Raw genomic sequence first — 26080 nt, 5'->3', positions numbered from 1 at the left:
TCGCGACGCAGCCTTGGGACCCGAAGCCCGCATTTGCCTCACCAGGAAACGCAAAACGCCAACCCGAAGGTTGGCGCTCTGTTCAGCTCAAACGAGGCTTAGCGCGGTACGACCGGCTTGCGCGCAGGCTTGGGGCCCTTGCCCTTGGCCGCATCCTTGCGCTCCTTGGCCGCCTGCTGGTTGCGGGCGAACGCCGCAGCCTTGGCTTGTTCACGCTTGTCCCATGGATTGCCGCCATCACTGGCACGCGGAGGCAGCCCGGTGTGCTGGGTCAGGATTTTGGTGGTCTTCTCACCGGCGACCTTGTGGCTGCCGGCCGGCGTCGAGTTTTTGCGACGGGCGCTCTGGTAGCTGTCGGTCGCTGGCTGATGCAGCGGGATCAACTGGTTCTTGCCTGGCCCGATCAGGTCGGCGCGGCCCATGCGGGTCAGCGCTTCACGCAGCATCGGCCAGCCTTTCGGGTCGTGATAGCGCAAGAAGGCCTTGTGCAGGCGACGCTGCTCTTCGCTCTTGACGATCGTCACCGCGTCGCTCTTGTACGTCACCTTGCGCAGCGGATTCTTGCCCGAGTGATACATCGCAGTGGCGGTGGCCATCGGCGACGGGTAGAACGCCTGCACCTGATCGGCGCGGAAGCCGTTGCCCTTGAGCCACAGGGCCAGGTTCATCATGTCTTCGTCGGTAGTGCCCGGGTGGGCGGCGATGAAGTACGGAATCAGGTACTGCTCTTTCCCGGCTTCCTTGGAATACTTCTCGAACATGCGCTTGAACTTGTCATAGCTGCCGATGCCCGGTTTCATCATCTGGTTGAGCGGACCTTCCTCGGTGTGTTCCGGGGCGATCTTCAGGTAACCGCCGACGTGGTGGGTCACCAGCTCCTTGACATATTCCGGCGACTCGACCGCAAGGTCGTAGCGCAAGCCGGAGGCGATCAGGATCTTCTTCACACCCGGCAAGGCACGGGCGCTGCGATAGAGCTGGATCAGCGACGAATGATCGGTGTTCAGGTTCGGGCAAATGCCCGGGAACACGCACGACGGCTTGCGGCACGCCGATTCGATTTCCGGGGTCTTGCAGGCGATGCGGTACATGTTCGCGGTCGGGCCACCGAGGTCGGAAATGACGCCGGTGAAGCCCGGGACCTTGTCGCGGATCTCTTCGATTTCGCGAATGATCGACTCTTCGGAACGGTTCTGGATGATGCGGCCTTCGTGCTCGGTGATCGAGCAGAAGGTACAGCCGCCGAAGCAGCCACGCATGATGTTCACCGAGAAGCGGATCATGTCGTAGGCCGGAATCTTTTCCTTGCCGTAGGCCGGGTGCGGAATGCGCGCATAGGGCATGCCGAACACGTAGTCCATTTCTTCGGTGGTCATCGGAATCGGCGGCGGGTTGAACCAGACGTCGACTTCGCCATGCTTCTGCACCAACGCACGGGCGTTACCCGGGTTGGTTTCCAGGTGCAGCACGCGGTTGGCATGAGCATAAAGAACCGCGTCGCCACGAACTTTCTCAACCGACGGCAGACGGATCACGGTCTTGTCGCGCGTCATCCGCGGGCTGGCCAAAATCTGCACGACCTTGGCTTCGCTCGGATCTTCGACTGGCCCCTTGTCCTGCTCGATGGCGCAGGCTTGAGTGTCCTGGGTGTTCACGTACGGGTTGATGATCTTGTCGATCTTGCCCGGACGGTCGATGCGAGTGGAATCGACTTCGTACCAGTCTTTCGGTGTATCGCGACGGATGAACGCAGTGCCGCGCACATCAGTAATGTCTTCGATCTTGTGACCGTAGGACAGACGCTGGGCGACTTCGACGATCGCCCGCTCGGCATTGCCGTAAAGCAGGATGTCGGCGCAGGCGTCGATCAGGATCGAGTTGCGCACCCGGTCCTGCCAGTAATCGTAGTGGGCGATGCGACGCAGGGACGCTTCGATGCCACCGAGCACGATCGGCACGTTCTTGTAGGCTTCCTTGCAGCGCTGGCTGTACACCAGGCTTGCGCGGTCCGGACGCTTGCCCGCCAGGCCACCGGGGGTGTAGGCGTCATCGGAACGGATTTTCTTGTCGGCGGTGTAGCGGTTGATCATCGAGTCCATGTTGCCGGCCGCGACACCGAAAAACAGGTTCGGCTCGCCGAGCTTCATGAAGTCGTCTTTGGACTGCCAGTCTGGCTGGGCAATGATCCCGACGCGGAAGCCCTGGGACTCCAGCAGCCGGCCGATGATCGCCATGCCGAACGACGGGTGATCGACGTAGGCATCGCCGGTAACAATGATGATGTCGCATGAATCCCAGCCAAGCTGATCCATCTCCTCCCTGCTCATCGGCAGGAATGGCGCTGGCCCGAAACATTCGGCCCAATATTTTGGATAGTCAAATAACGGCTTGGCTGCTTGCATGTCGACGACCGGTGTTGAGATGAAAAATCGCGGGCGCGGAATATAGCACAAATTTTGACCAATTCCGACAACGGTGGTCGGTTTCTCTTCGATCCAACGCTCCCGCACATCTGGCCCGACGATACGCGCTTTACAGATCCCGTGAGGCGCAATACCGGCAATGACGCCGAACGCCCCATCATCATCCAGCTTGTGGGTTCTGATGCGGCAACCGCTCAAGGATGAAAACCCATGTCACCAAAACTGCCTGCCAAAGGCACTGTCACAGTCGATATCCACACCCGTCCCAAGCAGCCAGTGGACGGACACACATCGCTACCCCACACCCTGCCGCGTGTCGATTTTGGCCTGCCAATCGAGACGCATCCGCGAAATCCTTCCAGGGCGACCGGGACTCCGGGGGACGTTGACCTAGATGCCATCACACCAGCACCGCCAGTCACGGCTAGCGAGCTACCTTCCGTCACCGTGCCTGCCCCCACGGCTGCGCCGCGTCCGCTGGAGCATTACCGGGTCGCCTCGATGGCTCAGCTTCCCGCTCCCGACGCTCAGGGTTTCAGGACGTTCAAAGGGCGCCAGTATGCCGATGTGCCGGGTGGCGGCATCGTGCCTATCGCTGCGGATCCGGAAACCGGCCTGTACCGGGCCAAACTGCCGAGCGAACTGCAACCTTCAGGCCCGGTGCTCGTGCGGGACCCCGAGAGCAAGCTCTGGTATCCGTGGGATGACTTCAAGTCAACGACCTACCCATTGACCGCCACTCGCCTGGAGGCCTTTCGCACGAGTCTGGACTTCACCGGCGTCGAACCGGCCCGCGACGGGCTGTATCGGCTCGATGGCAAACTTTACGTGGTCATTGAGCACCACGCCTATCAGGTCCTGCAGGATATTGAGGCATCCTCGCCGCAGACTCCCGTGATGCGTATCGTCCGGGCAGAGGATCCCGTCGCCCTGGACGACAACAACCTGTATGTCGCAACGCGCCCGGGAAGGTCGGAGCCGATTGTTTTCGATGATCAGGACGGCTGGGTGGGAATCGCTGTCGCCGGTGCGGGCGGGATGCGGGCGGTGGGGGTCAGCACCTTGCAAACTCAGTTCGCCGACAGAATAGCCCTATTGCGTACAGAATCCGCCATGCTTGAGGCGACCAGACAGAAGAGACTTCAACTGACGTCCAGCTGGGAAAGAACAGTCGGCACGGAAGGTGAAAGAACGGCCCTGGTACTTTTGGAAGTACAAATTCGCCGAGAACTCGTTTTGCTCGAAAAGATGGTCGCCAAGTACGTGAACGAAAGCGATTGGCTACTTCTTGTTAAAGCTAACGGTGTCTATAGAAACGAACTGCATGAACTTCGGGAATTTAACGTTGCCGGTTACAACCGTCTCATTGCTACCAACGATATACGCAAATCGCTGGAGATTCAGCCAATCAATGACCCGACGGCGGCCTATCAAGCGATCGCCGACTACCTGATGAATAAACGCAACCTTCTGGAAAAGTGCCAGCAAGTTGCAAATGACATACAGACAAACTCCCGCTCCTCGGAGCTTGAGCTCGCCGCACTGGGTTATGACGCGAAGGAAATTCATGAAGTCACCGCCGGCTGGGTCGATGCCCGCAGCCGGCTGCTGACGGACGACCCGGATAACAGTGACTCTGAAGCGGTGCAACTGGCGCACTCTTTTATTGAAGCTACGTCCGCATTCCGGGGAATCGAGAGTATCCCCAATGCCGCTCGCATCGCGGTGCTGACCGGTCTGCTCGACCAAAGCGGGGCAATCAGGTCCTCGTACGAGAATCTGGAGCTGCCGCCAGACACACCTCAGGCCGCCTCCCGGCGCGAAATTACAGAGGCCATCCAGGCCTTCGAAAATACCCTTGAAAATCAAATAGCGCGTTATCACCGAGACCGGGAAAACATCTCGGCGCTACCGGCACAGGATCAGCCTATTGATTTCACCTTCATCCCCGTGCAAGCCAGAACAGGGCCGGCACCGATGCCCAGACGCGTCTTTCGCGCCAAACGCCACGGCGTCTACAAGATCAGTGTCGGGCAAACGCGTCGCGCCGTGACCGGCGAAGAGCTGATCGATGTGATCGATCCCAACAACTCGGCACAGGTCTTGCGAACCTACGAGCGCCGGGAAGGGGAATGGCGCCGGGTGCGCCCCGTGCAAAACAGAGCGTTGCCCGAACTGATGGCGCAAGCCTCCCAGCGACTGGAGCAGTCCGACTTGCACCTGAGCAGTGCCAGGCAGGATGAACGGGCAAAACGCAACGCTACCAATATCGTCGAATTTCTTGGCGGCAAAGCCGAAGCGCTCGACGACCTGGCCCGACAGCTCGAACACGCTCCGAATCCGACCGGGGACACTATCGACGGCCTCGTCCAGCGCCTCAGGCAAGACAGTCAGCGTTTGCGCACCGAAGGCGAGGAGATCCGCATCCGGCTCTACAAGGACAAAGCCTTTCTGAGTGCGGACCGACTGGCGTATTTGATCAGCCAGCAACAGATCAGCGTCGTGAAAACCCATAGCCGACTGGAACGGGGCAAGGGTAAGCAAAAACACTTTCTCGACATTTACTCACTCAACGACAGACACACTGCAGAGCCGTTGTGGCACGCCCATTTCCACTATGAAAAGAAGGACAGACCCGCGCTGAACTTCACGGTCAAGGGTGGCCATCTCAAAACCCTCGAGCAGAGCGGATCAGGCCTTTCATCCCAGCGCCGGGATGAACAGGCCGGCCGAGAACACGTCCCCATCTGGCGCGAAACGATTGATGGCCGCACGGCGCAGAGGATCTTCGAGTTAGCCACGCAAGCAATTGCAGTTGGCCTGTGAGAGCGCCCGCCGGTCACTGTTTAATTTATATATGTACCGCTCTTCGCCCCGTTTTTCCTGCTACAAAAATGGCGAACGTCAGACGCTTTACGAAACCGTAAAAACCCAAAAACCGGCAATGAAGCCAAATGCCCTTTCAGCATCCCGTTTGGGGGTGCCTATGCGGCAACCACCCAAGGATGAAATTTCATGTCACCAAAACCCCCTCCCAGAGGCACAGTCACAGTCGATACCCACACGCGGCCCTCGAACGGGCGCACACCGCAGCCCGACACTGTTCCACGCATCGATTTTGGCCCGTCAACCATGAGACCTCCGGGAGATCCGCCGGGGACGGGCAGAACACCGGGGGACACCGACATCGATGCAATCACGCCTGCGCCCCCCGTAACGGTCAGCGCGACGTCTTCCGCCTCTGACGCCGCACTTACGCCTGAACAACGGCCGCTGGAGCATTACTGGATCACCGCTGCCGCCCGGCTACCGGACGCCGACGCCCAGGGTTTCCGAGTTTTCAACGGCCGCCGGTACGTCGATGTGCCAGACGGCGGCATCGTGCAAATCGGCGCGGATCCACAGACCGGCCTGTACCGGGCCAGACTGAAAAGCGAGCTGATGCCTTCCGGCCCGGTGCTGGCGCGCGATCCCGACAGCAGACTCTGGCATCCGCGCAATGACCTTGAGTCGATCCTCTTTACTTTATCTGACACACGCCTGGAAGCTTTCCGCACGGATCTGGACTTCACCGGCATCGAACCCGATGGCGATGGTTTGTATCGACACGACGGCAAACTCTACGTAGTCATACACGACCATACGTATCAGGCCCTGCGTGATCTGGATGCGTCGTCGCCGCAAGTCCCCGTGATGCGCATCGTCAGGGCGCAAGATCCGGTAGCCCGTGATGAAGGCAACGCTTATGTCGCCACGCGCCCCGGAAGGTCGGAAGCCGTTGTGCTGGACCCTCAGGATGGCTGGGTCGGCGTCAACGTGGCAGGGCCAGGCGGAATGCGCCGCGGCGAACAGGAACGGCCTTTGTCCCGAACACTGGCCGATCGGTTCGCCGCCTTCGCCAACCGACTGAACAGACCTGAATCCCGGGCCCGAAAACTGTTTCCGTCTTTCGACGATCAACAGATCGCAGCCTATATCCAATCGCTGGGGGAAGCTGTCGCGGCCGGGTTGACTCGCCGGGAAGCCGAGTACAAAACCCTGAAAAAAAACTTGCTGGACTGGACTCGGGCGAATGCTCAACCGTCCTCCTCGACGCAACCCGGAACCGCGAAAGACTGGGCGGAGCTTGTCGCTCAGGAAATCAAACGCTGTTGGCGTCACGAGACCGAGGCAAGGTTGAAGCTTCCATCCGGGAGCGGAACGCTGCCGGCACTGACAGCGGATTTCAGCCATGTCCGTGCGCTGGAGCTCAACGCCGTCGCGTGGTCGGACACAGCGGACACATTCCTCGCCGGATTTTCCGGCCTTGAACGGCTGACCGTGACGCGCTCCACGCTGGATAAACTGCCCGCCGCCATTGCTCAAATGACCAACCTGAGCACATTGGACCTGAGTTCGAACGGTATTCGGCTCAATGAGCAAACGGCCGGAACACTGAGCGCACTCGGCAAGCTCAAGAACATTGATCTATCGGGTAATCCACTGGGAAAAACACCTGATTTCACCGGAATGTCAGAACTCAAGACGCTGAATCTGAGCAATACGCAACTGAATCAGTGGCCAGCCGGCCTGCAGCATCAGACCAGCCTTGAGATCGTCGATTTACGCAACAATCAATTGCACGAGGTTCCTCAGGCAATCCTCAACCCGCCCGCCGATCAGCTTGAATCGAGCACCCGGGTCAACGGCGTCACATTGATTGAAGGCAATCCGTTCCCTGCCGGCTACTGGAAAACGCTGGAAAGGTATTGGCAACGCGTGGCTGCCGATCAGGCGCAACTGAGCACCAACGCCCTGCCCGGCGCGTTCAGGCTCGATGGGGATATACCCGAAATCGCCATGGTCCAGCGGATGCATCCGGACAAAAACGCGCAAGAAGCCAGGGAGTTTTTATTCGGACTGGGTGATGAAGCAGAAGCAGCACTGGCGCGACGCGCTCAGGATCTGGATTTACTGGAAGCGCAGCTGCAAGCCTACATAGCCGACCGTCGACCCGGTGGATCCACCGTCAACACCCCTGAAGAAATATGGGCGCAACGTGTCGCCAGAGTCATCAAGGGATGCTGGCTCGGGGACTCGGGGGAAATGTTAAGTCTGCCGCCCGGAAGCGGGCCGCTCCCGGCCCTGACCGTGGATTTCAGCCATGTCAAAATACTCAGTCTCCAGACGATCGCCTGGTCGGACGCTGCCGACACATTCCTGTCCAACTTCCCCAATCTGGAAATTTTATCCATCAACCACTGCGGGCTTGAGAAATTACCCGCCAAAATTGGCGACATGGACAAGCTGCGCCTCCTGAATTTGAGTACGAACCACATTGAACTGGATGAGCAAAGTGCTGCAAGACTCAGTGCCCTGAGTCAGCTGACGATAATCAATCTTTCCCATAACCCGACGCTCAAGATGCCCCCCGACTTCAGCCTTATGTCCGGGTTGATAGCCTTGGAGTTGAGTAACACGGGAATCAGTCAGTGGCCGACCGGGTTGCGGGACAAAACTGCTTTGAATGGCCTGAACCTGAGCAACAACCGCTTGAGAGAGGTACCAGAGGAATTCCTCAACCCTGCTCCAGAGCATTTGCCAGCGATCGCCCGGATCAACGGCGCCACACTTCTTGAAGGAAACGAATTCCCTTCCGGTTACTGGAGAAAATTCGACGACTACTGGCGACGCCTCAATACAGCGCATCCTGAACTGATGGACCCCGTGCATCCCGCTGCCTTTGATAGCGATAACTCCCGGGCGCAGCGCTATCGGAGCCTGTACCCCCGCAAGAGCATCAAGGAATGCAGGGAGTATATCTGGAGCCTTGAGGAAGGAACCGCACACGCAAGACTGTCGAGCCTCGAAGAGGAATTCGGCGTGCTGAAAAGTCAGCTCGACGCCTGGGTGTTCTCCGGAGGAGGAAACCGTCAGCGTTACATTCGTGCGAATCAGTTACAGATCAACGCTGAAACCCGTAATGATCGAACCAGGGCACGGGATCGAGTTCTCAGCTGCTGGAGACGTGAAACACCACAGAAACTGGCCAATGACGGTACGCCTATCGGCCTGGAGCTGGATCTCAGCGGCCTGACATTACAGAGCCTGCCGGATCTTGACGTGGACTTCAGTCACGTCGGCTCGCTCAAACTGAGCAACATGAATCTGAGCACATCGCCGGAAGGCTTTCTTACCCGCTTTCGACATGTACGCTGGCTGAATCTGTCGCACAATCAACTGCGTGAGCTCCCCCCGGCCCTTGGAGAAATGAACGGGCTGACGCGCCTGTTCCTGCAAAACAATCAGCTTTCCCTGACCTCTCATGCCGCTCGGGTCCTGTCAGAACGGACAACCCTTCGAGCGCTATGGCTGCATGAAAATCCGCAACTGGGCATCACACCGGATTTCAGCCAGATACCCGACATACGATCGGTCGATCTGTCGAACACAGGCATCGAAACCTTTCCGACCGGCCTGAGCGAGCAGCCATTACTGGACACGATCAATCTGAGCGGCAATCGGATTTCAACCATTCCCGACTCTGTCATTGCACCGCCGGACGAACGACTGGCGCAGACAGCGCGCGTCAACAACATAACCAACATCACCGGCAATCGGCTGTCCGAGACCGACCGAGGCAGGCTGATCAGTTACATCGCCCGTCTGGTGGATGCAGGGATACCCATGACCGGGGCGAACAATTTGTTCGTCACCTCTTCGCGCACCCAGGCACTTCCTGTCAGCAGAATCAGGACGGACGATCAAATGGCGCGCTGGACCCTTGGGTTGTCGGCCGATCAGGTGTCAGCCAGAAGAGTCCAATGGCAAACACTGCATGCCCAGCAAGGTTCGGACGGACTGTTCAATACGCTTGAGCGCTTGTTGCAGGATCCCGCAGGCCACGGCGATCTTCAACGACGGGTCTGGAACGTGATCGACAGCATTACCGAAAACACTCTGGAATCCGAACGCCTGCGCAGGGAGCTGTTTGATCGGGCGGGCCAAGCAGCGTGCTGTGACCGTGCCGCGTTCACCCTCTCCAATCTGGAAACCCGGACCCTGATGCACCAGGCCCTTGCTCAGGCCAGGGATCAGACGCAAGGCCGGCAACTGTCGGAGCTTTCCAGGGGACTGTTCCGCTTGCATGAGGTCGACAAAATCGCATCGGCTGACATTGCGCAGAGTGAGGCAAGAATCAACGATCCGAGGGTGTCTCAGGGTGAAGAGGATCATCACCATAATCGCTTGACGGAGGAAGTCGAGATCAGACTCGCCTACCGCTACGGCTTGAAGAGCCGGCTGCAACTGCCGGGGCAACCCGAGCGGGTCAAGTTTACTTTCCTGGGACGCGTGTCGGCGGAGAAGCTGGAGGCCGCGTACCAAAAAATCGTCGCACTGGATAACTCGCCTGAGGAATTTCAGGCATTGGTGGCGAGAGAGTTCTGGCAGGAATTCGTGACCAACAAATACCGGGCGCAATTCGAAGCGCGCCGCCAGCCGTTCCAGGAGCGGATGGCGACGCTCGACGAGTCGCTTGCAGCCAAGGCGCTACCGTTTGCCGATTACGAGGCGCAAGCCAAGGCACTGCAGACATCGCTTGCGATAGACGAAGCTGCGTTGATTGAAACACTGACCCGACAAGAACTGAGCGAACAGTCACTCATAGCGTCGGGCGAAGAGGCAGAGGCAGAGGCAGAGGCAGAGGCAGAGGCAGAAGACAGTTGACGCTTTGAAAGGAGCAAAGCTGCGGTTGGCCGAATGATTTCGGCCAACCGTCATTCGTCGTCGAAGTTGTAGCTGCCAGGCGCGAGGTTTTCGAATCGGGTGTATTTACCGATAAACGCCAGGCGAGTGGTACCGATCGGGCCGTTACGCTGTTTGCCGATGATGATCTCGGCGATGCCTTTGTGCTCGGTTTCCGGGTGATACACCTCGTCCCGGTACACGAACATGATGACGTCGGCATCCTGCTCGATCGCTCCGGATTCCCGCAAGTCGGAGTTGATCGGGCGTTTGTTCGGACGCTGCTCCAGGGAACGGTTGAGCTGCGACAGCGCAACCACCGGGCAGTTGAATTCCTTGGCCAGGGCTTTCAACGAGCGGGAAATCTCGGAAATCTCATTGGTCCGGTTATCGCCGCCGGAGCCCGGGATCTGCATCAATTGCAGGTAGTCAATCATGATCAGGCCAACCTCGCCATGCTCACGCACCAGTCGACGCGTACGTGCACGCATTTCCGAGGGGCTGATGCCGGCAGTGTCATCGATGAACAGCTTGCGATCGTTGAGCAGGTTGACTGCCGAGGTCAGACGCGGCCAGTCATCATCATCCAGGCGACCGGCACGGACTTTGGTCTGGTCAATCCGGCCCAGGGACGAAAGCATACGCATGATCAGCGATTCGCCTGGCATCTCCAGCGAGTAGACCAATACAGCCTTCTCGCTGCGCAATACGGCGTTTTCCACCAGGTTCATGGCGAAGGTGGTCTTACCCATGGACGGACGGCCCGCGACGATGATCAGGTCGGCCGGTTGCAAGCCGCTGGTCTTCTCGTCGAGATCGGTGTAACCGGTGGACAGGCCCGTGATGGCATTATCGGTGTTGAACAAGGTGTCGATGCGATCGATGGCCTTGGTCAGCAGGTCGTTGACGCTGACCGGGCCGCCGGTCTTCGGACGGGCTTCGGCGATCTGGAAGATCTGCCGTTCGGCTTCGTCGAGGATCTCTTCAGCGGTGCGACCTTCCGGGTTGAATGCACTGTCGGCAATCTCGGTGGCGATACCGATCAGTTGCCGCAGAGTTGCCCGTGCGCGAACGATCTGCGCATAGGCCTTGATGTTGGCGACGGACGGCGTGTTTTTCGCCAGTTCGCCCAGGTAACCGAGGCCACCGACTTGCGAGGTCTGACCTTCCTTGTCCAATTGCTCGGCCAGGGTCACGACGTCGATCGGGGAGTTCTGGTCGGCGAGCTTGGCGATCGCGCGGAAGATCAGGCGGTGGTCATGTCGATAGAAATCGCCGTCAGAAACCTGATCAAGCACGCGCTCCCAGGCGTTGTTGTCCAGCATCAGACCACCGAGCACGGCCTGTTCGGCCTCGATGGAGTGCGGCGGCACCTTCAGGGCAGCGGTTTGCAGATCATATTGCTCTGGAGCGGAGATATCGTTCATGGCCACTTGGTTTGTCAGGAAAAGCTGGGGTTATGAAAATCAGGTACCGCAGAAAGACAAAGGGCACGACCTGTAAACAGGATCGTGCCCGATGTTACCGGCAAGCACCCGAGGGTGCCAGCCGACAAGTGCTGCTTAAGCTGCTACCACGACAACGCGTACGGTGGCTTCAACTTCGGCGTGCAGGTGCACGGCTACGTCGAATTCGCCTACGTTGCGGATGGTGCCGTTCGGCAGACGAACTTCGCTTTTAGCAACTTCAACGCCAGAGGCGGTCAGTGCATCAGCGATGTCGTGAGTACCGATCGAACCGAACAGCTTGCCTTCGTCACCAGCGGTGGCAGTGATAGTCACTTCCAGCTCAGCCAGTTGGGCGGCACGGCTTTCAGCCGAGGTCTTGCGGTCTGCTGCGGCTTTTTCCAGGTCGGCGCGACGCTCTTCGAACGCAGCCAGGTTGGCAGCGGTCGCAGCGGTAGCTTTGCCGTAAGGCAGCAGGTAGTTACGACCGTAACCAGCCTTAACGTTCACTTTGTCACCCAGGTTGCCCAGGTTGGTGACTTTTTCCAGAAGGATCAGTTGCATGTGAAAATCCTCTTAACTTTTAACCTTCACCGTTCGCGCTATCGACGTCTTTCGGCGTCGAACGACCGCGAAAATCAATCAGGCTGTCGACGATGGCCAAGACCACCAGCAACGGATAGATCAGCTGCATGAACAGCAACAGCGTGACGTACAACCCCACCAGCCAGAATCTGGCCAATCGCTTTTGCGCCACCAGCCCGTGAATCAGGGCCAGCCCGGCGAACACCAGCGGTACGCTGCACAATGGCGTCAACATGGCCATCTGTGGACCAATGTTCGGCCCCAGAAGCATGAACGCCAGCAGCAACATCGCCGGCAAAAGCGGGAATCGGATGGCGCGAAACTCGCGACCAAAACCACCCGGGTTGTACATCAACGCCTGCCAGTAGCGCCCGACAATCAGGCTCAGCACGCTGACGATTTGCAACAAGGCCGCAATCAGGCCGGTCAGAACCGGTGCAATCAGGGACGCAAAATGCGCTTGCTCGTCTACCGACAACTTCTGGTAGACATCACCGAGTAGCGACGGCATGACTTTTATCAAAGCCTGCGCCAGCATCTCGATCTGGGGACCAAAAGCCATCCCCAGCACCACTGAAAACACCACTCCCATCGCTATGCTGACCAGCAGCACGCGGTTCCAGGACTCGCTTGCGCGCAAAACCAACGCAAGGCTCCAAGACCCCAGCAGCACCAGAAGTGAGCGTGGGTCATCGGCGTAAAGCCACCAGATCAATGCCGGCAGCAATCCCAGAGCAAGAACGCTCGAGGCGTCCTTCCATCCGCGCCGCAGGAGCACGAAGCATCCAGCGGCAGCACCCAACCAATACAACAACGGCAATGCTGCGCATCCGGCCACTACCAGAGTGGCCTGCATACGGCCGCGCATGATGAACTCAGCTAAGGCACGCATGCTTTCAATCCTTTGCTACGTGTCGACTGCCCGGTCTCAGCGGCCGTGGCTGTCGGTGTAGGCCAGCAGGGCCAGGAAGCGGGCGCGCTTGATAGCGGTGGCCAGCTGACGCTGATAACGTGCTTTGGTACCAGTGATGCGGCTTGGAACGATTTTGCCGGTCTCGGATACATAAGCTTTCAGGGTGTTGAGATCTTTGTAATCGATCTCTTTCACGTCTTCAGCGGTGAAGCGGCAGAATTTACGACGACGGAAGAAACGTGCCATGTAATAGGCTCCTCAAAAGGTCCGTGGATTACTCGTCAGCGTTATCGCTGTTGTCGCTGTCATCACCTTCAACGCCATCGGCGCTGTCGGAGTGCTCAGGACGGTCGCGACGCTCACGGCGCTCACTGCGGTTTTCTTCAGCCTTGAGCATCTCGGATTGGCCGGTAACGGCTTCTTCGCGACGGATGACCAGGTTACGGATCACTGCATCGTTGTAGCGGAAGTTGTCTTCCAGCTCGGCCAGGGCCTTGCCAGTGCACTCAACGTTCAGCATCACGTAGTGAGCCTTGTGAACATTGTTGATTGCGTAGGCCAGTTGACGACGGCCCCAATCTTCCAGACGGTGGATTTTGCCGCCGTCTTCTTCGATCAGCTTGGTGTAACGCTCAACCATGCCGCCGACTTGCTCGCTTTGATCCGGGTGGACCAAAAAGATGATTTCGTAATGACGCATGAATGCTCCTTACGGGTTGTAGCCTGCCGCTCAAAAGCGGTCAGACAAGGAGTGAATGACACTTATGGACTTGCTTGCGATAGACACATGCGTGCCTGCCGTCACAGCAAGGGGCGCAATTGTAGAGAAGGGACAGGAGAGGTGCAAGGCAATTGGTGATTATTTGAGCAGTTCGTTCACACCACCCATCTTCGCCTCACCACAAACCACTGTGGGAGCGGGCTTGCTCGCGAAGGCGGTGTGTCAGACAACATTTCTGTCGACTGACACTCCCTCTTCGCGAGCAAGCCCGCTCCCACACTGGGTTTGCGTCTGACTTAGGACTTCTTGCCGGCCGCTGCGGCTTTGACGCTACGCTGGCGCTGAGCCTCGAACAGGCACACTCCAGTAGCCACGGACACGTTGAGGCTGCTGACGCTGCCCGCCATCGGCAGGTGCACCAGGTAGTCGCAAAGATCGCGAGTCAGGCGACGCATGCCGCTGCCTTCCGCGCCCATGATCAGGATGGTCGGGCCGGTCATGTCCTGCTGATACAGACTCTGCTCAGCCTCGCCCGCCGTACCGACAACCCACAAGCCGCGCTGCTTGAGCTTTTCAAGGGTGCGCGCCAGGTTGGTCACGGCCACCAACGGAATCACTTCCGCCGCGCCGCAGGCCACTTTACGCACCGTCGGGGTCAGGGTGGCCGACTTGTCCTTCGGCACGATCACCGCCAGCGCACCGGCCGCATCGGCCGAGCGCAGGCAAGCGCCGAGGTTGTGCGGGTCGGTCACGCCGTCGAGCACCAGCAACAGCGGTGCGCCTTCGCTGCGATCGAGCAGTTCGTCGAGCATTGCCTCGCCCCAGACCTGGCTCGGACTCACGTCCGCCACCACGCCCTGGTGCACGCCATCAACCCAGGCATCGAGTTCACGACGCTCAGCGTTGCCGACGGGCACGCGATTTTCATTCGCCAGCGCGATCAGCGCCTGTACACGCGGTTCGCTGCGGCCTTCAGCCAGCCAGATCTGCTTGACGCGTTTTGGGTGGTGACGCAACAACGCTTCTACCGCATGCACGCCGTAGATTTTTTCCAACTGACTCATGACTTGGCCTTAGGTTTACGCGCCCCGCCGCTTTTGGCAGCTGGAGCCGAACCCGCTTTTGGCGGGCCTTTACGGTGTTTGCTAGGTTTCGCTGGCTTGCCGCCGGGAGCCTTGTCAGGCGCCGACCGTCCGGTCTTTCCCCCAGACGCCGCTTTACCGCCGCTTTTCGCTTCAGACAGCAACGCCTGCTTCATTTCACGGCTTTTGCGCAGCTCGGCGTTTTTCGCCGCTGCATCGCTTGGGCGATAGGCTTCCGGGGCCTTTTCCTTGGCAGGACGACGACCGGTTTTTGCCGGGGCCGGCTCTGCTGCGGTTTTGGCCGCCGGAGCTGTAGCTTCAGTCCCGCGCTTCTTGCGACCGATCGGCGCACTGATGGTTTTTTCAGCCATCTCGAAGTCGATCTTGCGCTCGTCGAGGTCGACGCGCATCACGCGCACTTCAACGGTGTCGCCCAGGCGGAAGCTGCGACCGGTACGCTCACCGGCGAGGCGGTGGTGCACAGGATCGAAGTGGTAGTAATCGCCCGGCAGCGCGGTGACGTGCACCAGGCCTTCGACGTAGATGTCGGTCAGCTCGACGAACAGGCCGAAACCGGTCACGGCGGTGATCACGCCCGGGAACGACTCGCCCACGCGATCTTTCATGAACTCGCACTTGAGCCAGTTCACCACGTCACGGGTGGCTTCGTCGGCGCGGCGCTCGCTCATCGAGCACTGCTCGCCGAGCTGCTCCAGGATCGCTTCGTCGTACGGATAGATACGCGCCTTCGGAATGGTCATCGCGCCAGCACGGCGAACGTGCGGGGTGTCCTTTTTCGAATGGATGACACTGCGGATCGCCCGGTGCGTGAGCAAGTCCGGGTAGCGACGGATCGGCGAGGTGAAGTGGGTATAGGCTTCGTAATTCAGGCCGAAGTGGCCCTGGTTATCGGCGCTATACACCGCCTGGCTCAACGAACGCAGCATAACGGTCTGGATCAGATGGAAATCCGGACGGTCCTTGATGCTGGCCAGCAATGCCTGGTAATCCTTCGGCGACGGGCCGTCCTTGCCTTTGTGCAGGGACAGGCCGAGTTCGCCGAGGAACGCGCGCAGTTTTTCCAGGCGTTCCGGTGGCGGGCCATCGTGGACCCGGTACAGCGCAGGGATTTCATGCTTCTTCAAGAACTCGGCGGTGGCCACGTTGGCCGCCAGCATGCATTCCTCGATCAGCTTGTGCGCATCGTTACGAACGGTCGGACGGATTTCGGCAATCTTGCGCTCGGTCCCGAAGATGATCCGGGTTTCCTGGGTTTCGAAATCGATCGCGCCACGCACGTGACGAGCCGCCAGCAGCACCTTGTACAGCGCGTAAAGCTGCTTGAGGTGCGGCAGAACGTCGTTGTACTCACCACGAAGCTGACGCGCCTCGGTGAGTTTCGGCGTTTCCAGCATGGCGCTGACCTTGTTGTAGGTCAGGCGGGCATGGGAGTGAATCACTGCTTCGTAGAAGCAATAGTCGGTCATCTCGCCGGATTTGGAGATGGTCATTTCGCAAACCATGGCCAGGCGATCGACGTGCGGATTCAGCGAGCACAGGCCGTTGGACAGCTGCTCCGGCAGCATCGGAATCACGCGCTCGGGGAAGTACACCGAGTTGCCGCGAACCTGGGATTCGTTATCCAGGGCCGAGCCGATTTTCACGTAACTGGAAACGTCGGCAATCGCCACGTACAACTTCCAGCCACCGGAGAACAGGCGCAGCTTGCCCGGCCTGGCTTCGCAGTAGACCGCGTCGTCGAAGTCGCGGGCATCTTCACCGTCGATGGTGACGAACGGCAGATGACGCAGGTCGATGCGCTTCTCTTTGTCTTTCTCTTCGACTTCCGGCTTGAGCTTGGCGGCTTCTTTCAGCACGGCTTCAGGCCAGACGTGAGGAATATCGTAAGTGCGCAGGGCGACATCGATCTCCATGCCCGGCGCCATGTAGTTACCCACGACTTCAACCACGTCGCCTTGGGGCTGGAAGCGCGGTGTCGGCCAGTGAGTGATCTTCACTTCGACGAACTGACCGATCTTGGCGCTGGCATTGCGGCCCGGTGTCACCAGCACTTCCTGCTGGATCTTCGGATTGTCCGCCACCACGAAACCGATACCGCCCTCTTCGAAGTAGCGACCAACGATAGTTTCGTGAGCACGGGAGACCACTTCGACGATCATGCCTTCGCGGCGACCGCGACGGTCCAGGCCGGAAACCCGGGCCAGGGCACGGTCGCCATCGAAGACCAGGCGCATTTGCGCCGGGCTCATGAACAGGTCGTCACTGCCGTCGTCCGGGACCAGGAAGCCGAAGCCGTCACGGTGACCGCTGATGCGGCCCAGGATCAGGTCGAGCTTGTCCACCGGCGCATAGGTGCCGCGACGGGTATAGATGAGTTGAGCGTCGCGCTCCATGGCGCGCAGGCGGCGGCGCAGGGCTTCGATCTGGTCTTCTGTGGTCAGACCAAACTCTTCGACCAGCTGCTCGCGGTTAGCCGGCGAACCCCGATCAGCAAGGTGCTGAAGGATCAGTTCGCGGCTAGGAATAGGGTTTTCATATTTTTCCGCTTCACGAGCGGCCTCGGGATCGAGGGACTGCCAATCGGCCATTAGAGAGTTTTCACCTTGTCTATATGCGGGTTAGTTTGGCATAGGCGTAATGAAACGGGAAATTTCAGGCTATGACAGCCCATCTAAAGCCCTTCATCGACACCGTAAAGCTGATTTGAATGCCACTTGTAAAAAAATCCAGGTTTTTTTGATGCCAGGGGTTTACAGTTTAAAAGACGCTCCGTATAGTGCGCGCCATCGACGACGCACTAGCGTTGCCGATACTGCCCAGATGGTGAAATTGGTAGACACGCCAGCTTCAGGTGCTGGTGACCGCAAGGTCGTGGAAGTTCGAGTCTTCTTCTGGGCACCAATTTCGAGCTTGAGATTAGTTCAATTTCAAGGCTCGCACAAAAACCCGCGAAAGCGGGTTTTTTGCATTTCAGGCTTTTGATTTATCAAAATCAAATCAGGGGTTTACAGATCTAAAAGCTCTCCGTATAGTGCGCCACATCAACAGCGGCAACGCTGAAGATAAATGCCCAGATGGTGAAATTGGTAGACACGCCAGCTTCAGGTGCTGGTGACCGCAAGGTCGTGGAAGTTCGAGTCTTCTTCTGGGCACCAATTCAAATTCAAGGTCACGATCTTGAATTTCACAAAAACCCGCGAAAGCGGGTTTTTGCGTTTCTGCCCTCCCAAAAAACCGCAGTCAAGAGCAATCCCTGTGGGAGCGGGCTTGCTCGCGAAAGCGGTATCTCAGCTACATCGATGTTGACTGACACGCCCTCTTCGCGAGCAAGCCCGCTCCCACAGGGATTGCGCTTGACCGACAGACATCAACATCTGCAGCAATCGCTATAACAAAAGCATGTCCGCCCCGCAAGGCGCACTTGAGAAACAATATCGTTTATCATTGTTGCAAGATTTTGCAATGCGACAGTGAGGAACCCTGCGAATGATGTTTCGAAATACCCTGCGCCGCGGCCTGACCGCCACCCTCCTCGGCCTGGCACTCGCCACTCCCCTCACCCAAGCCGCCGATCCGATTTCCCTGACACTCTACAACGGTCAACACAAGGAAGTCGGCGATGCCATCGCCAAAGCTTTCGAAGCCAAGACCGGGATTCACGTCAACGTGCGCAAAGGCAGCAGCAACCAGCTCGCCAGCCAGGTCGTCGAAGAAGGCGATCGCTCCCCTGCCGACGTGATCTACACCGAAGAGTCGCCACCACTGAACAAACTTGGCGAACAAGGCCTTCTGGCCCAGACCGATGCCGCCACCCTCGCCGTTCTGCCACAGGACTATGTCGCCGGAAACGGCACCTGGATCGGCATCACGGCGCGGGTTCGAGTCGTTGCTTTCAACCCCAGGCTGATCGACGAGAAAGACCTGCCCAAATCGGTGATGGAATTCTCCGATCCGAAATGGCAAGGCAAGGTCGGCTTCGTGCCTACCAGCGGCGCGTTCCAGGAACAGGCCGTGGCGATCATCAAGGTGCACGGCATGGATGCGGCGGAAGAATGGCTGACCGGCCTGCGCGCATTCGGCAAGACCTACAGCAACAACATGGTTGCACTGAAAGCCGTGGAAAACGGTGAAGTCGCCACCGTGCTGGTGAACAACTATTACTGGTTCGCCTTGCAGCGTGAAAAAGGCCAGCTCGATTCGAAATTGCACTACTTCACCGGCGGCGACGTCGGCGGACTGATCACCGTTTCCAGCGCTGCAGTGCTGAAATCCAGCAAACATCCCAAAGAAGCCCAGCAATTCCTCGCCTACATGGCCAGCGAAGAAGGCCAGCGCGTGATCACCCAGACCACCGCCGAATACCCGCTGCACAAAGGCATGCAATCGGATCGCGGTCTCAAGCCGTTCAGCGAACTGGAGGCACCGACAGTCACGCCAGCCGATCTTGGCAATGCCGAAGAAGCCCTGGACCTGGAACGTGACGTTGGCTTGAACTGATGAGCGCATCGTTATCCGTCCCTGCCTCGCGCGGGGGTTACGTGCCACGGCGCAAGCGGCCGTCGATCTGGTTATTGCTGCCGGTTTTGCTATTGGTAGTGCTCAGTTTATTGCCGCTGGTCTATGTCGGGCTCAAGACCTGGCAAGCCGGCTGGGCCGAGGCGCTGCATTTGTTGTGGCGCCCGTATGTGTTCGGCCTGCTGTGCAACACGCTGGCGCTGATGATCGGCGTGACGCTCGCTTGCGGTGTGATCGGCCTGTCGCTGGCCTGGCTGCTTGAACGCAGTAATCTGCCGGGGCGGCGCCTATGGGGCGTGATCTTGTGTTTGCCGTTTGCGGTGCCAGCGTTTGTCAGCAGTTTTACCTGGGTGTCGCTGAGCGCTCATTTTGAAGGACTGGGCGGGGCGATTCTGGTGATGACCCTGTCCAAGTATCCGCTGATCTTTCTGCCGGTCGCGGCAACACTGCGCAATCTCGATCCGTCCCTTGAAGAGTCCGCCCGCACCCTGGGACAGAATCGCTGGGGCGTGTTTTTCAGGGTCACCTTGCCGCTGCTCTGGCCGTCGTTGCTCGCCGGTTCGCTGCTGATCGCGCTGCACATGCTGGTGGAGTTCGGCGCACTGTCGATCATCGGCCTGCAGACGTTCACCACCGCGATCTATCAACAGTTCGAACTGGAATTCAGCAATGCGAATGCGGCGATGCTTTCCGCCGTGCTGCTGGCGCTGTGTCTGATGCTGTTGTGGCTGGAGCTGCGGGTTCGCGGCAAGGGCCGCCACGTACGAACCGGCCAAGGTGCAGCGCGACAAGCAGCGCAAGTTCGCCTGGGGCCTTGGGCGACCATTGGGCAACTTTATTGCCTGACGCTGGCGATCATTGGCAGCGGCATTCCGCTTGGGATGCTCGTGTATTGGCTGGCAGTGGGCTCTTCGGCTGCATTCCCGGTGGCGGCGATCAGTGAAGCGCTGCTGTCGTCGCTGGCATTATCCCTCGGCGGCGCGGCGCTGTGCCTGGTGCTGGCAGTACCGGTGGGATTGCTGGTGGTGCGCTACAAAGGCCAATTGGCCATCTGGGCCGAACGCTTGCCGTACCTTCTGCATGCGCTGCCAGGCCTGGTGATTGCGCTGACGCTGGTGTATTTCGCCCTTCATTATGTACCGGCGCTGTATCAGACTTCGGCGCTGTTGCTGATCGCTTATGCACTGCTGTTTCTGCCGCTGGCTCAAGCGCCGATTCGTACGGCACTGAACAAGGCTGCGCCGCAACTGGAAGAGGCTGCACGCACACTGGGTGCGTCGTCCTTCAGTGCGTTTTGCCGGGTGACCTTGCCGATCATTTTCCCGGCGCTGGGTGCGGCGTTTGCGCTGGTGTTTCTGGATGCGATGAAGGAGCTGACGGCGACGTTGCTGCTGAGCCCGACCGGGCTCAATACGCTGGCGACGGAGGTTTGGGCGCATACCGCGAACGTGGAGTTTGCGGCGGCGGCGCCTTATGCGGCGTTGTTGATAGTGGTGTCGGGGTTACCGGTGTATCTGTTAACGACGCGGATGTATCTGAGTCGTTGAGATTGCCTTCAACTGGGCCGCCTGCATGGCATGGCTTTCAGATTGAGCGTCATCCGCCATCTGCGACAACGCACGCAAGGCACAAACGACAAAGGGCCCCTAATTAGGGACCCTTTGTGTTTTACATCAACGACTTATTAAGCGAACGGGTGACGCAGAACGATGGTTTCGTTGCGGTCCGGGCCCGTCGAAATAATGTCGATCGGCGCACCGATCAGCTCTTCAACGCGCTTGATGTAAGCACGGGCGTTAGCTGGCAGCTCTTCCAGGGTTTTGGCACCCACGGTCGACTCTGTCCAGCCCGGCACTTCTTCGTACACCGGCTGCAGGCCCATGTAGCTGTCAGCGTCAGTCGGGGCAATGTCCTTACCTTCTGCATCTTTGTAGCCGATGCAGATGTTGATAGTTTCCAGGCCGTCGAGTACGTCCAGCTTGGTCAGGCAGATGCCCGAGATGCTGTTCACATCGATAGCGCGACGCAGGATAACGGCGTCGAACCAGCCACAACGACGAGCACGGCCGGTAGTCGCGCCGAACTCGTGACCTTGTTTAGCCAGGTGCGCACCGACTTCGTCGAACAGCTCAGTCGGGAATGGACCCGAACCTACGCGTGTGGTGTAAGCCTTGGTGATACCCAGGATGTAGTCCAGGAACATAGGACCAACGCCCGAACCGGTAGCAACGCCGCCAGCGGTGGTGTTGGAGCTGGTCACGTACGGGTAGGTGCCGTGGTCGATGTCCAGCAACGAACCTTGGGCGCCTTCGAACATGATGTCTTTGCCAGCGCGACGCAGGTCGTGCAGCTCGGCAGTCACATCCAGCATCAACGGCTTGAGCAGCTCAGCGTATTCTTTGCACTCGGCCAGGGTCTTGTCGAAGTCGATGGCTGGCTCTTTGTAGAAACCGACCAACATGAAGTTGTGGTATTCCACCAGTTCACGCAGCTTGGCTTCAAAGCGCGGCATGTTGAGCAGATCGCCTACGCGCAGGCCGCGACGTGCAACCTTGTCTTCGTAAGCCGGGCCGATACCACGACCGGTGGTGCCGATCTTCAGCTCGCCACGGGCCTTTTCACGGGCCTGGTCCAGCGCTACGTGGTAGGACAGGATCAGCGGGCAGGACGGGCTGATACGCAGGCGCTCGCGCACCGGTACGCCTTTCTCTTCCAGCTTGATGATTTCCCGCAGCAGGGCGTCGGGGGCAACCACCACGCCGTTGCCGATCAGGCACTGCACGCCTTCGCGCAGCACGCCCGACGGGATCAGGTGCAAGACGGTTTTTTCGCCATCGATCACCAGGGTGTGACCCGCGTTGTGGCCACCCTGGTAGCGCACTACGGCGGCAGCATGTTCGGTCAGCAGATCAACGATCTTGCCTTTGCCCTCATCACCCCATTGGGTGCCCAGGACTACGACATTCTTACCCATAACACTTGTCCTCATTCGCGCAAACTTGGTGCCGGCGGCAGCCGGCAGGAAAACTCAAGAAGCCAGTGGCGATACTTGCCAAAGCCCGTTCTGCTGAATCAATTGCCGGTCGCAGTCCGCTTCACGGGCGGCGGCCAAAGGTTGCCCAGGCAACGCCTGAACGACACGCTGACCCTCACTGCGCAACTGGCAAACCTGCTGCCAGAGTGCCGCATCCGTACTGTCAGGCATCCAGATACCGCCGGACGGTAACTCGATATCAGCACGCCCCAGGGTCACCAGGGTTTTCAAATCGGTAGAAAAACCGGTTGCCGGGCGAGCGCGACCGAAGTCGGCGCCGATGTCGTCGTAACGACCACCCTGGGCAATGGACTGGCCAACACCCGGCACGAACACCGCAAACACCACACCGGTGTGGTAGTGGTAGCCGCGCAACTCGCCCAGATCAAAGTAAAGCGGTAATTGCGGGAAACGCGCGGACAGACGCTCGGCAATTGCCAGCAAATCGTCCAGGGCAGCCAGAACAGGCGCCGGCGCATTCGCCAGACGCTCGCGGGCAGCGCTCAAGACTTCACGACCGCCACACAGGTCGACCAGCGCCCGCAGCATGCCCGACAGATCGGCAGGCAAGCCTTCGGTCAAGGTAATGACCTCGTCGATGGCCTTACGTTGCAACGCATCGAACAACTGCTGCTCGACTTCTCCGGACAAACCGGCGGCGCGGGCCAGGCCGCGATAGATGCCGACATGGCCGAGATCCATATGCACATCCGGCACGTCGGCCAATTGCAGCATGGCCAGCATCAGGCTGATGACTTCCACGTCGCTACTCGGGCTGCCATCGCCATACAACTCGGCGCCCAGCTGAATCGGGCTGCGCGAAGACGACAATGCGCGCGGTTGAGCATGCAGCACGCTACCGGCATAGCACAGACGGCTCGGGCCTTCACGACGCAGGGTGTGCGCATCGATGCGCGCCACTTGCGGCGTGATATCGGCACGGAAGCCCATCTGCCGGCCCGATTGCGGGTCGATGACCTTGAAGGTGCGCAGATCGAGGTCCGAGCCCGCGCCGGTCAGCAGGGATTCCAGGTACTCGATATGAGGAGTCACGACAAACTCGTAACCCCAGCTCTGGAACAGATCCAACACCTGGCGACGCGCTACTTCGATGCGCGCCGCTTCTGGTGGCAGTACTTCTTCGATGCCATCTGGCAGCAGCCAGCGGTCTACCGTTGCCATTACGCCATTCCCCTATGGTCCGGGCGGCCAGCCTATGGCCGAGCCTTGAGTGAAGCAGAAAATGATCGGCCCATGTGCAAACCACGCGCATGAACAACGGGGCGAAAAGCCTGGAACCGGCTTCGCCAATCACTTTCCTCGAAAAACCTGTCGAGTCATTCAACTCGGGCGACTGCACCGGTTCAGCAATCAAACGTGCAGACGCAAAAAAGCCGGGAATTTCCCGGCTGCCGCATCATACACTCGTTTTTCCAAAGGATCACCCCGCCCGAGGCTGTAGCCGCCAGGCGGGGAATGATTCAGGTCAACGGGGTATCAAGGCTTGGCTTTTTCCAGGTAACGGAAGAAGTCGCTGCTTGGGTCCAGGACCATGACGTCGGATTTGTTCGCGAAACTTTCACGGTAGGCGCGCAGGCTACGGTAGAAACCGTAGAACTCCTGATCCTGGCCGTAGGCCTTGGAGTAGATAGCAGCCGCCTGGGCATCACCGTCACCGCGAACCTCTTCGGATTCACGATAGGCTTCAGCCAGCAGCACGCGGCGTTGACGATCGGCATCGGCACGAATGCCTTCTGCCAGCTCGTTACCCTTGGCGCGGTGCTCGCGAGCTTCACGCTCACGCTCGGAACTCATTCGCTCGAACACACTGCGGTTCACTTCCTTCGGCAGATCGATGGCCTTGACCCGAACATCGACGACTTCGATGCCCAGCTCTTTTTCCGCCATCTTGTTCAGCGAAGCCGTGATATCGGTCATCAGCGCATCGCGCTCACCGGAAACCACTTCGTGCAGCGTGCGCTTGCCAAACTGGTCACGCAGGCCCGACTCCAGACGACGGGAAAGACGCTCGTCGGCAATCTGCTTGAGGCCGGAAGTCGCGGTGTAGAACCGCTCGGCATCTTTCACGCGCCACTTGGCGTAGGCGTCGACCATGACGGCTTTCTTTTCCAGCGTCAGAAAGCGCTGTGTCGGTGCATCCAGCGTCATCAGGCGCGCGTCGAATTTACGCACCTTGTTCACGTAAGGCACTTTCACATGCAAGCCTGGCTGAACATCGGCCTGGACCACGCGTCCGAACTGCAGCAACACCGCGCGCTCGGTCTGAGCCACGATGTAGAAGCAGTTCCAGGCGGCGATCGCCACGACAACGACGACAATTAGGGCGATCAGCGATTTATTGCTCATCAGCGACTCTCCCTGGTACGTGTCTGCTGTTGCTGCAGATCAGCTGCCGCACGTGCATTCGCTTCATTGCTGGTGGCTGCGGCGCCGGTCACCGGAGTGCTGGTGCTACGACCACTGTCGACCATCTTGTCCAGCGGCAAGTAGAGCAGATTGCTCTGGCCATTCTTGTTGCCGGTGACAAGAACCTTGCTGGTATTGCTGAAGACTTCCTGCATGGTGTCCAGATACAGACGCTCGCGGGTGACTTCAGGGGCCTTGCGATATTCGCTGACCAGCTTGGTGAAGCGATCGGCCTCACCCTTGGCGCGCGAAACGGTTTCGTCACGGTAACCGTTGGCATCTTCGATGATGCGCTGGGCCTGACCACGGGCTTCCGGCACGACGCCGTTGGCATAGGTTTCAGCCTGGTTACGCGAACGCTGCTCGTCTTCACGGGCGCGGATCACGTCATCGAAGGCTTCCTGCACTTCACGCGGTGCCGCTGCGCTCTGTACGTTGACCTGGGTGACGGTGATACCGGTGCGATAGGTATCCATGAAGCGTTGCAGACGCTCCTTGATTTCGCTGGCCATCAATTCACGGCCTTCGGTCAACACCTGGTCCATCGCGGTGGAACCCACCACATGACGCAAGGCGCTTTCGGTCGCGTGTTGCAGGCTGATTTCCGGCTGATCGACGCTCAGCACGAAGTCCTGCAGATTGCTGATCTTGTACTGCACGGTCAGCGGCACTTCGACGATGTTTTCGTCTTCAGTCAGCATTTGACCCTGCTTGGTATAGGCACGCTCACGCGTGACGTTTTCCAGGTACTTTTGATCGATCGGCGGGAAATAGATGTTCAGACCCGGGCCGACGGTTTCGTAGTACTTGCCGAAGCGCAGCACCACGGCTTGCTCCTGCTCGTCGACTACGTAGACCGCGCTGTACAGCCACACGGCCGCCAACACGACCAGGCCGATGCCAAGAATGCCGCCGAAGCCGCCACTCCTGCCCGAACCGCCGCCGTCATCACCGCGTTTCTTACCACTACCGAACAACCCGTTCAGGCTTTCCTGCAGCTTTCGGAAGGCCTCGTCGAGATCCGGTGGCCCCTTGCGGTCGCCGTTATTGCGGCGCTTGCCACCCCAAGGATCCTGATTATTCGAGTTGCCACCCGGCTCATTCCAAGCCATAGCGCTCTCCATCTGATAAAGCAAAGACGCACCCACGGCGCGCCGACCAATGCTACAGAATGCCTGTGACCACGGCA

General features: G+C 59.1%; 16 protein-coding genes and 2 tRNA genes. 6 read left to right on the top strand and 12 right to left on the bottom strand.

Annotation, left to right across the window (positions count from 1 at the left end; all coding sequences use genetic code 11):
- Window positions 1–98: 98 nt before the first annotated feature.
- Window positions 99–2402: a YgiQ family radical SAM protein gene (locus tag F8N80_RS02770; RefSeq protein ID WP_150743932.1), complete on the bottom strand. Its 2304-nt coding sequence runs from the start codon at window positions 2400–2402 to the stop codon at window positions 99–101.
- A 231-nt stretch (window positions 2403–2633) separates the two neighbouring features.
- Between F8N80_RS02770 and F8N80_RS02765 the strand changes: the two genes are divergently transcribed.
- Both F8N80_RS02765 and F8N80_RS02760 read left to right on the top strand, forming a co-directional pair.
- Complete coding sequence (locus tag F8N80_RS02765) at window positions 2634–5249, top strand: hypothetical protein (RefSeq protein ID WP_150783172.1); 2616 nt, start codon at window positions 2634–2636, stop codon at window positions 5247–5249.
- Between the two features lie 189 nt (window positions 5250–5438).
- Window positions 5439–10130 carry an NEL-type E3 ubiquitin ligase domain-containing protein gene (locus tag F8N80_RS02760; protein ID WP_224790629.1) on the top strand — a complete coding sequence of 1564 codons (4692 nt, stop codon included), beginning with the start codon at window positions 5439–5441 and terminating at the stop codon, window positions 10128–10130.
- Window positions 10131–10180: 50 nt separating this feature from the next.
- Here F8N80_RS02760 and dnaB read toward each other — a convergent pair whose 3' ends face one another.
- The 7 genes from dnaB to rnr form a co-directional block, all read right to left on the bottom strand.
- A complete protein-coding gene (dnaB, locus tag F8N80_RS02755; protein ID WP_150743930.1) occupies window positions 10181–11575 on the bottom strand; it encodes a replicative DNA helicase in 1395 nt (464 codons plus the stop codon).
- Window positions 11576–11710: 135 nt separating this feature from the next.
- Window positions 11711–12157 (bottom strand): 50S ribosomal protein L9, encoded by a 447-nt coding sequence (rplI, locus tag F8N80_RS02750; RefSeq protein WP_150743929.1) that lies wholly within the window; start codon window positions 12155–12157, stop codon window positions 11711–11713.
- Between the two features lie 19 nt (window positions 12158–12176).
- Window positions 12177–13070: a hypothetical protein gene (locus tag F8N80_RS02745; protein WP_150743928.1), complete on the bottom strand. Its 894-nt coding sequence runs from the start codon at window positions 13068–13070 to the stop codon at window positions 12177–12179.
- 36 nt (window positions 13071–13106) lie between these two features.
- Window positions 13107–13337 carry a 30S ribosomal protein S18 gene (gene rpsR, locus F8N80_RS02740; protein WP_002551829.1) on the bottom strand — a complete coding sequence of 77 codons (231 nt, stop codon included), beginning with the start codon at window positions 13335–13337 and terminating at the stop codon, window positions 13107–13109.
- 28 nt (window positions 13338–13365) lie between these two features.
- Entirely contained in the window at window positions 13366–13791 is a 426-nt protein-coding gene (gene rpsF / locus F8N80_RS02735; protein WP_150783171.1) for a 30S ribosomal protein S6, read from the bottom strand.
- Window positions 13792–14108: 317 nt separating this feature from the next.
- Window positions 14109–14876 (bottom strand): 23S rRNA (guanosine(2251)-2'-O)-methyltransferase RlmB, encoded by a 768-nt coding sequence (rlmB, locus tag F8N80_RS02725; protein ID WP_150743926.1) that lies wholly within the window; start codon window positions 14874–14876, stop codon window positions 14109–14111.
- A complete protein-coding gene (rnr, locus tag F8N80_RS02720) occupies window positions 14873–17503 on the bottom strand; it encodes a ribonuclease R (protein WP_150783170.1) in 2631 nt (876 codons plus the stop codon). Before rnr ends, rlmB begins: the two co-directional genes overlap by 4 nt.
- Window positions 17504–17729: 226 nt before the next feature.
- Between rnr and F8N80_RS02715 the strand changes: the two genes are divergently transcribed.
- The 4 genes from F8N80_RS02715 to F8N80_RS02700 all read left to right on the top strand — a co-directional run bounded on the left by F8N80_RS02715 (window position 17730) and on the right by F8N80_RS02700 (window position 20977).
- Window positions 17730–17816 (top strand) — tRNA-Leu (locus F8N80_RS02715).
- 167 nt (window positions 17817–17983) lie between these two features.
- Window positions 17984–18070, top strand: a tRNA-Leu gene (locus F8N80_RS02710).
- 331 nt (window positions 18071–18401) lie between these two features.
- A complete protein-coding gene (locus F8N80_RS02705) occupies window positions 18402–19412 on the top strand; it encodes an extracellular solute-binding protein (protein ID WP_150743923.1) in 1011 nt (336 codons plus the stop codon).
- Window positions 19412–20977 carry an ABC transporter permease gene (locus F8N80_RS02700; protein WP_150783169.1) on the top strand — a complete coding sequence of 522 codons (1566 nt, stop codon included), beginning with the start codon at window positions 19412–19414 and terminating at the stop codon, window positions 20975–20977. Before F8N80_RS02705 ends, F8N80_RS02700 begins: the two co-directional genes overlap by 1 nt.
- Window positions 20978–21114: 137 nt before the next feature.
- Here F8N80_RS02700 and F8N80_RS02695 read toward each other — a convergent pair whose 3' ends face one another.
- The 4 genes from F8N80_RS02695 to hflK form a co-directional block, all read right to left on the bottom strand.
- On the bottom strand, window positions 21115–22404 hold the full coding sequence (locus F8N80_RS02695) for an adenylosuccinate synthase (RefSeq protein WP_150743921.1): 1290 nt from the start codon (window positions 22402–22404) through the stop codon (window positions 21115–21117).
- 54 nt (window positions 22405–22458) lie between these two features.
- Window positions 22459–23646: an ATP phosphoribosyltransferase regulatory subunit gene (locus tag F8N80_RS02690; protein ID WP_150743920.1), complete on the bottom strand. Its 1188-nt coding sequence runs from the start codon at window positions 23644–23646 to the stop codon at window positions 22459–22461.
- Window positions 23647–23961: 315 nt separating this feature from the next.
- Window positions 23962–24831: a protease modulator HflC gene (hflC, locus tag F8N80_RS02685; protein ID WP_150743919.1), complete on the bottom strand. Its 870-nt coding sequence runs from the start codon at window positions 24829–24831 to the stop codon at window positions 23962–23964.
- Window positions 24831–26003, bottom strand: a complete 1173-nt coding sequence (gene hflK, locus F8N80_RS02680; RefSeq protein WP_150743918.1) for an FtsH protease activity modulator HflK — start codon at window positions 26001–26003, stop codon at window positions 24831–24833. Before hflK ends, hflC begins: the two co-directional genes overlap by 1 nt.
- Window positions 26004–26080 lie beyond the last annotated feature (77 nt).

The organism is Pseudomonas fluorescens, from assembly GCF_902497995.1.
Lineage (GTDB): Bacteria > Pseudomonadota > Gammaproteobacteria > Pseudomonadales > Pseudomonadaceae > Aquipseudomonas > Aquipseudomonas fluorescens_BK.
The sequence above is the reverse complement of the archived record's forward strand: the minus strand, read 5'-3'. Positions and strand labels throughout refer to the sequence as shown.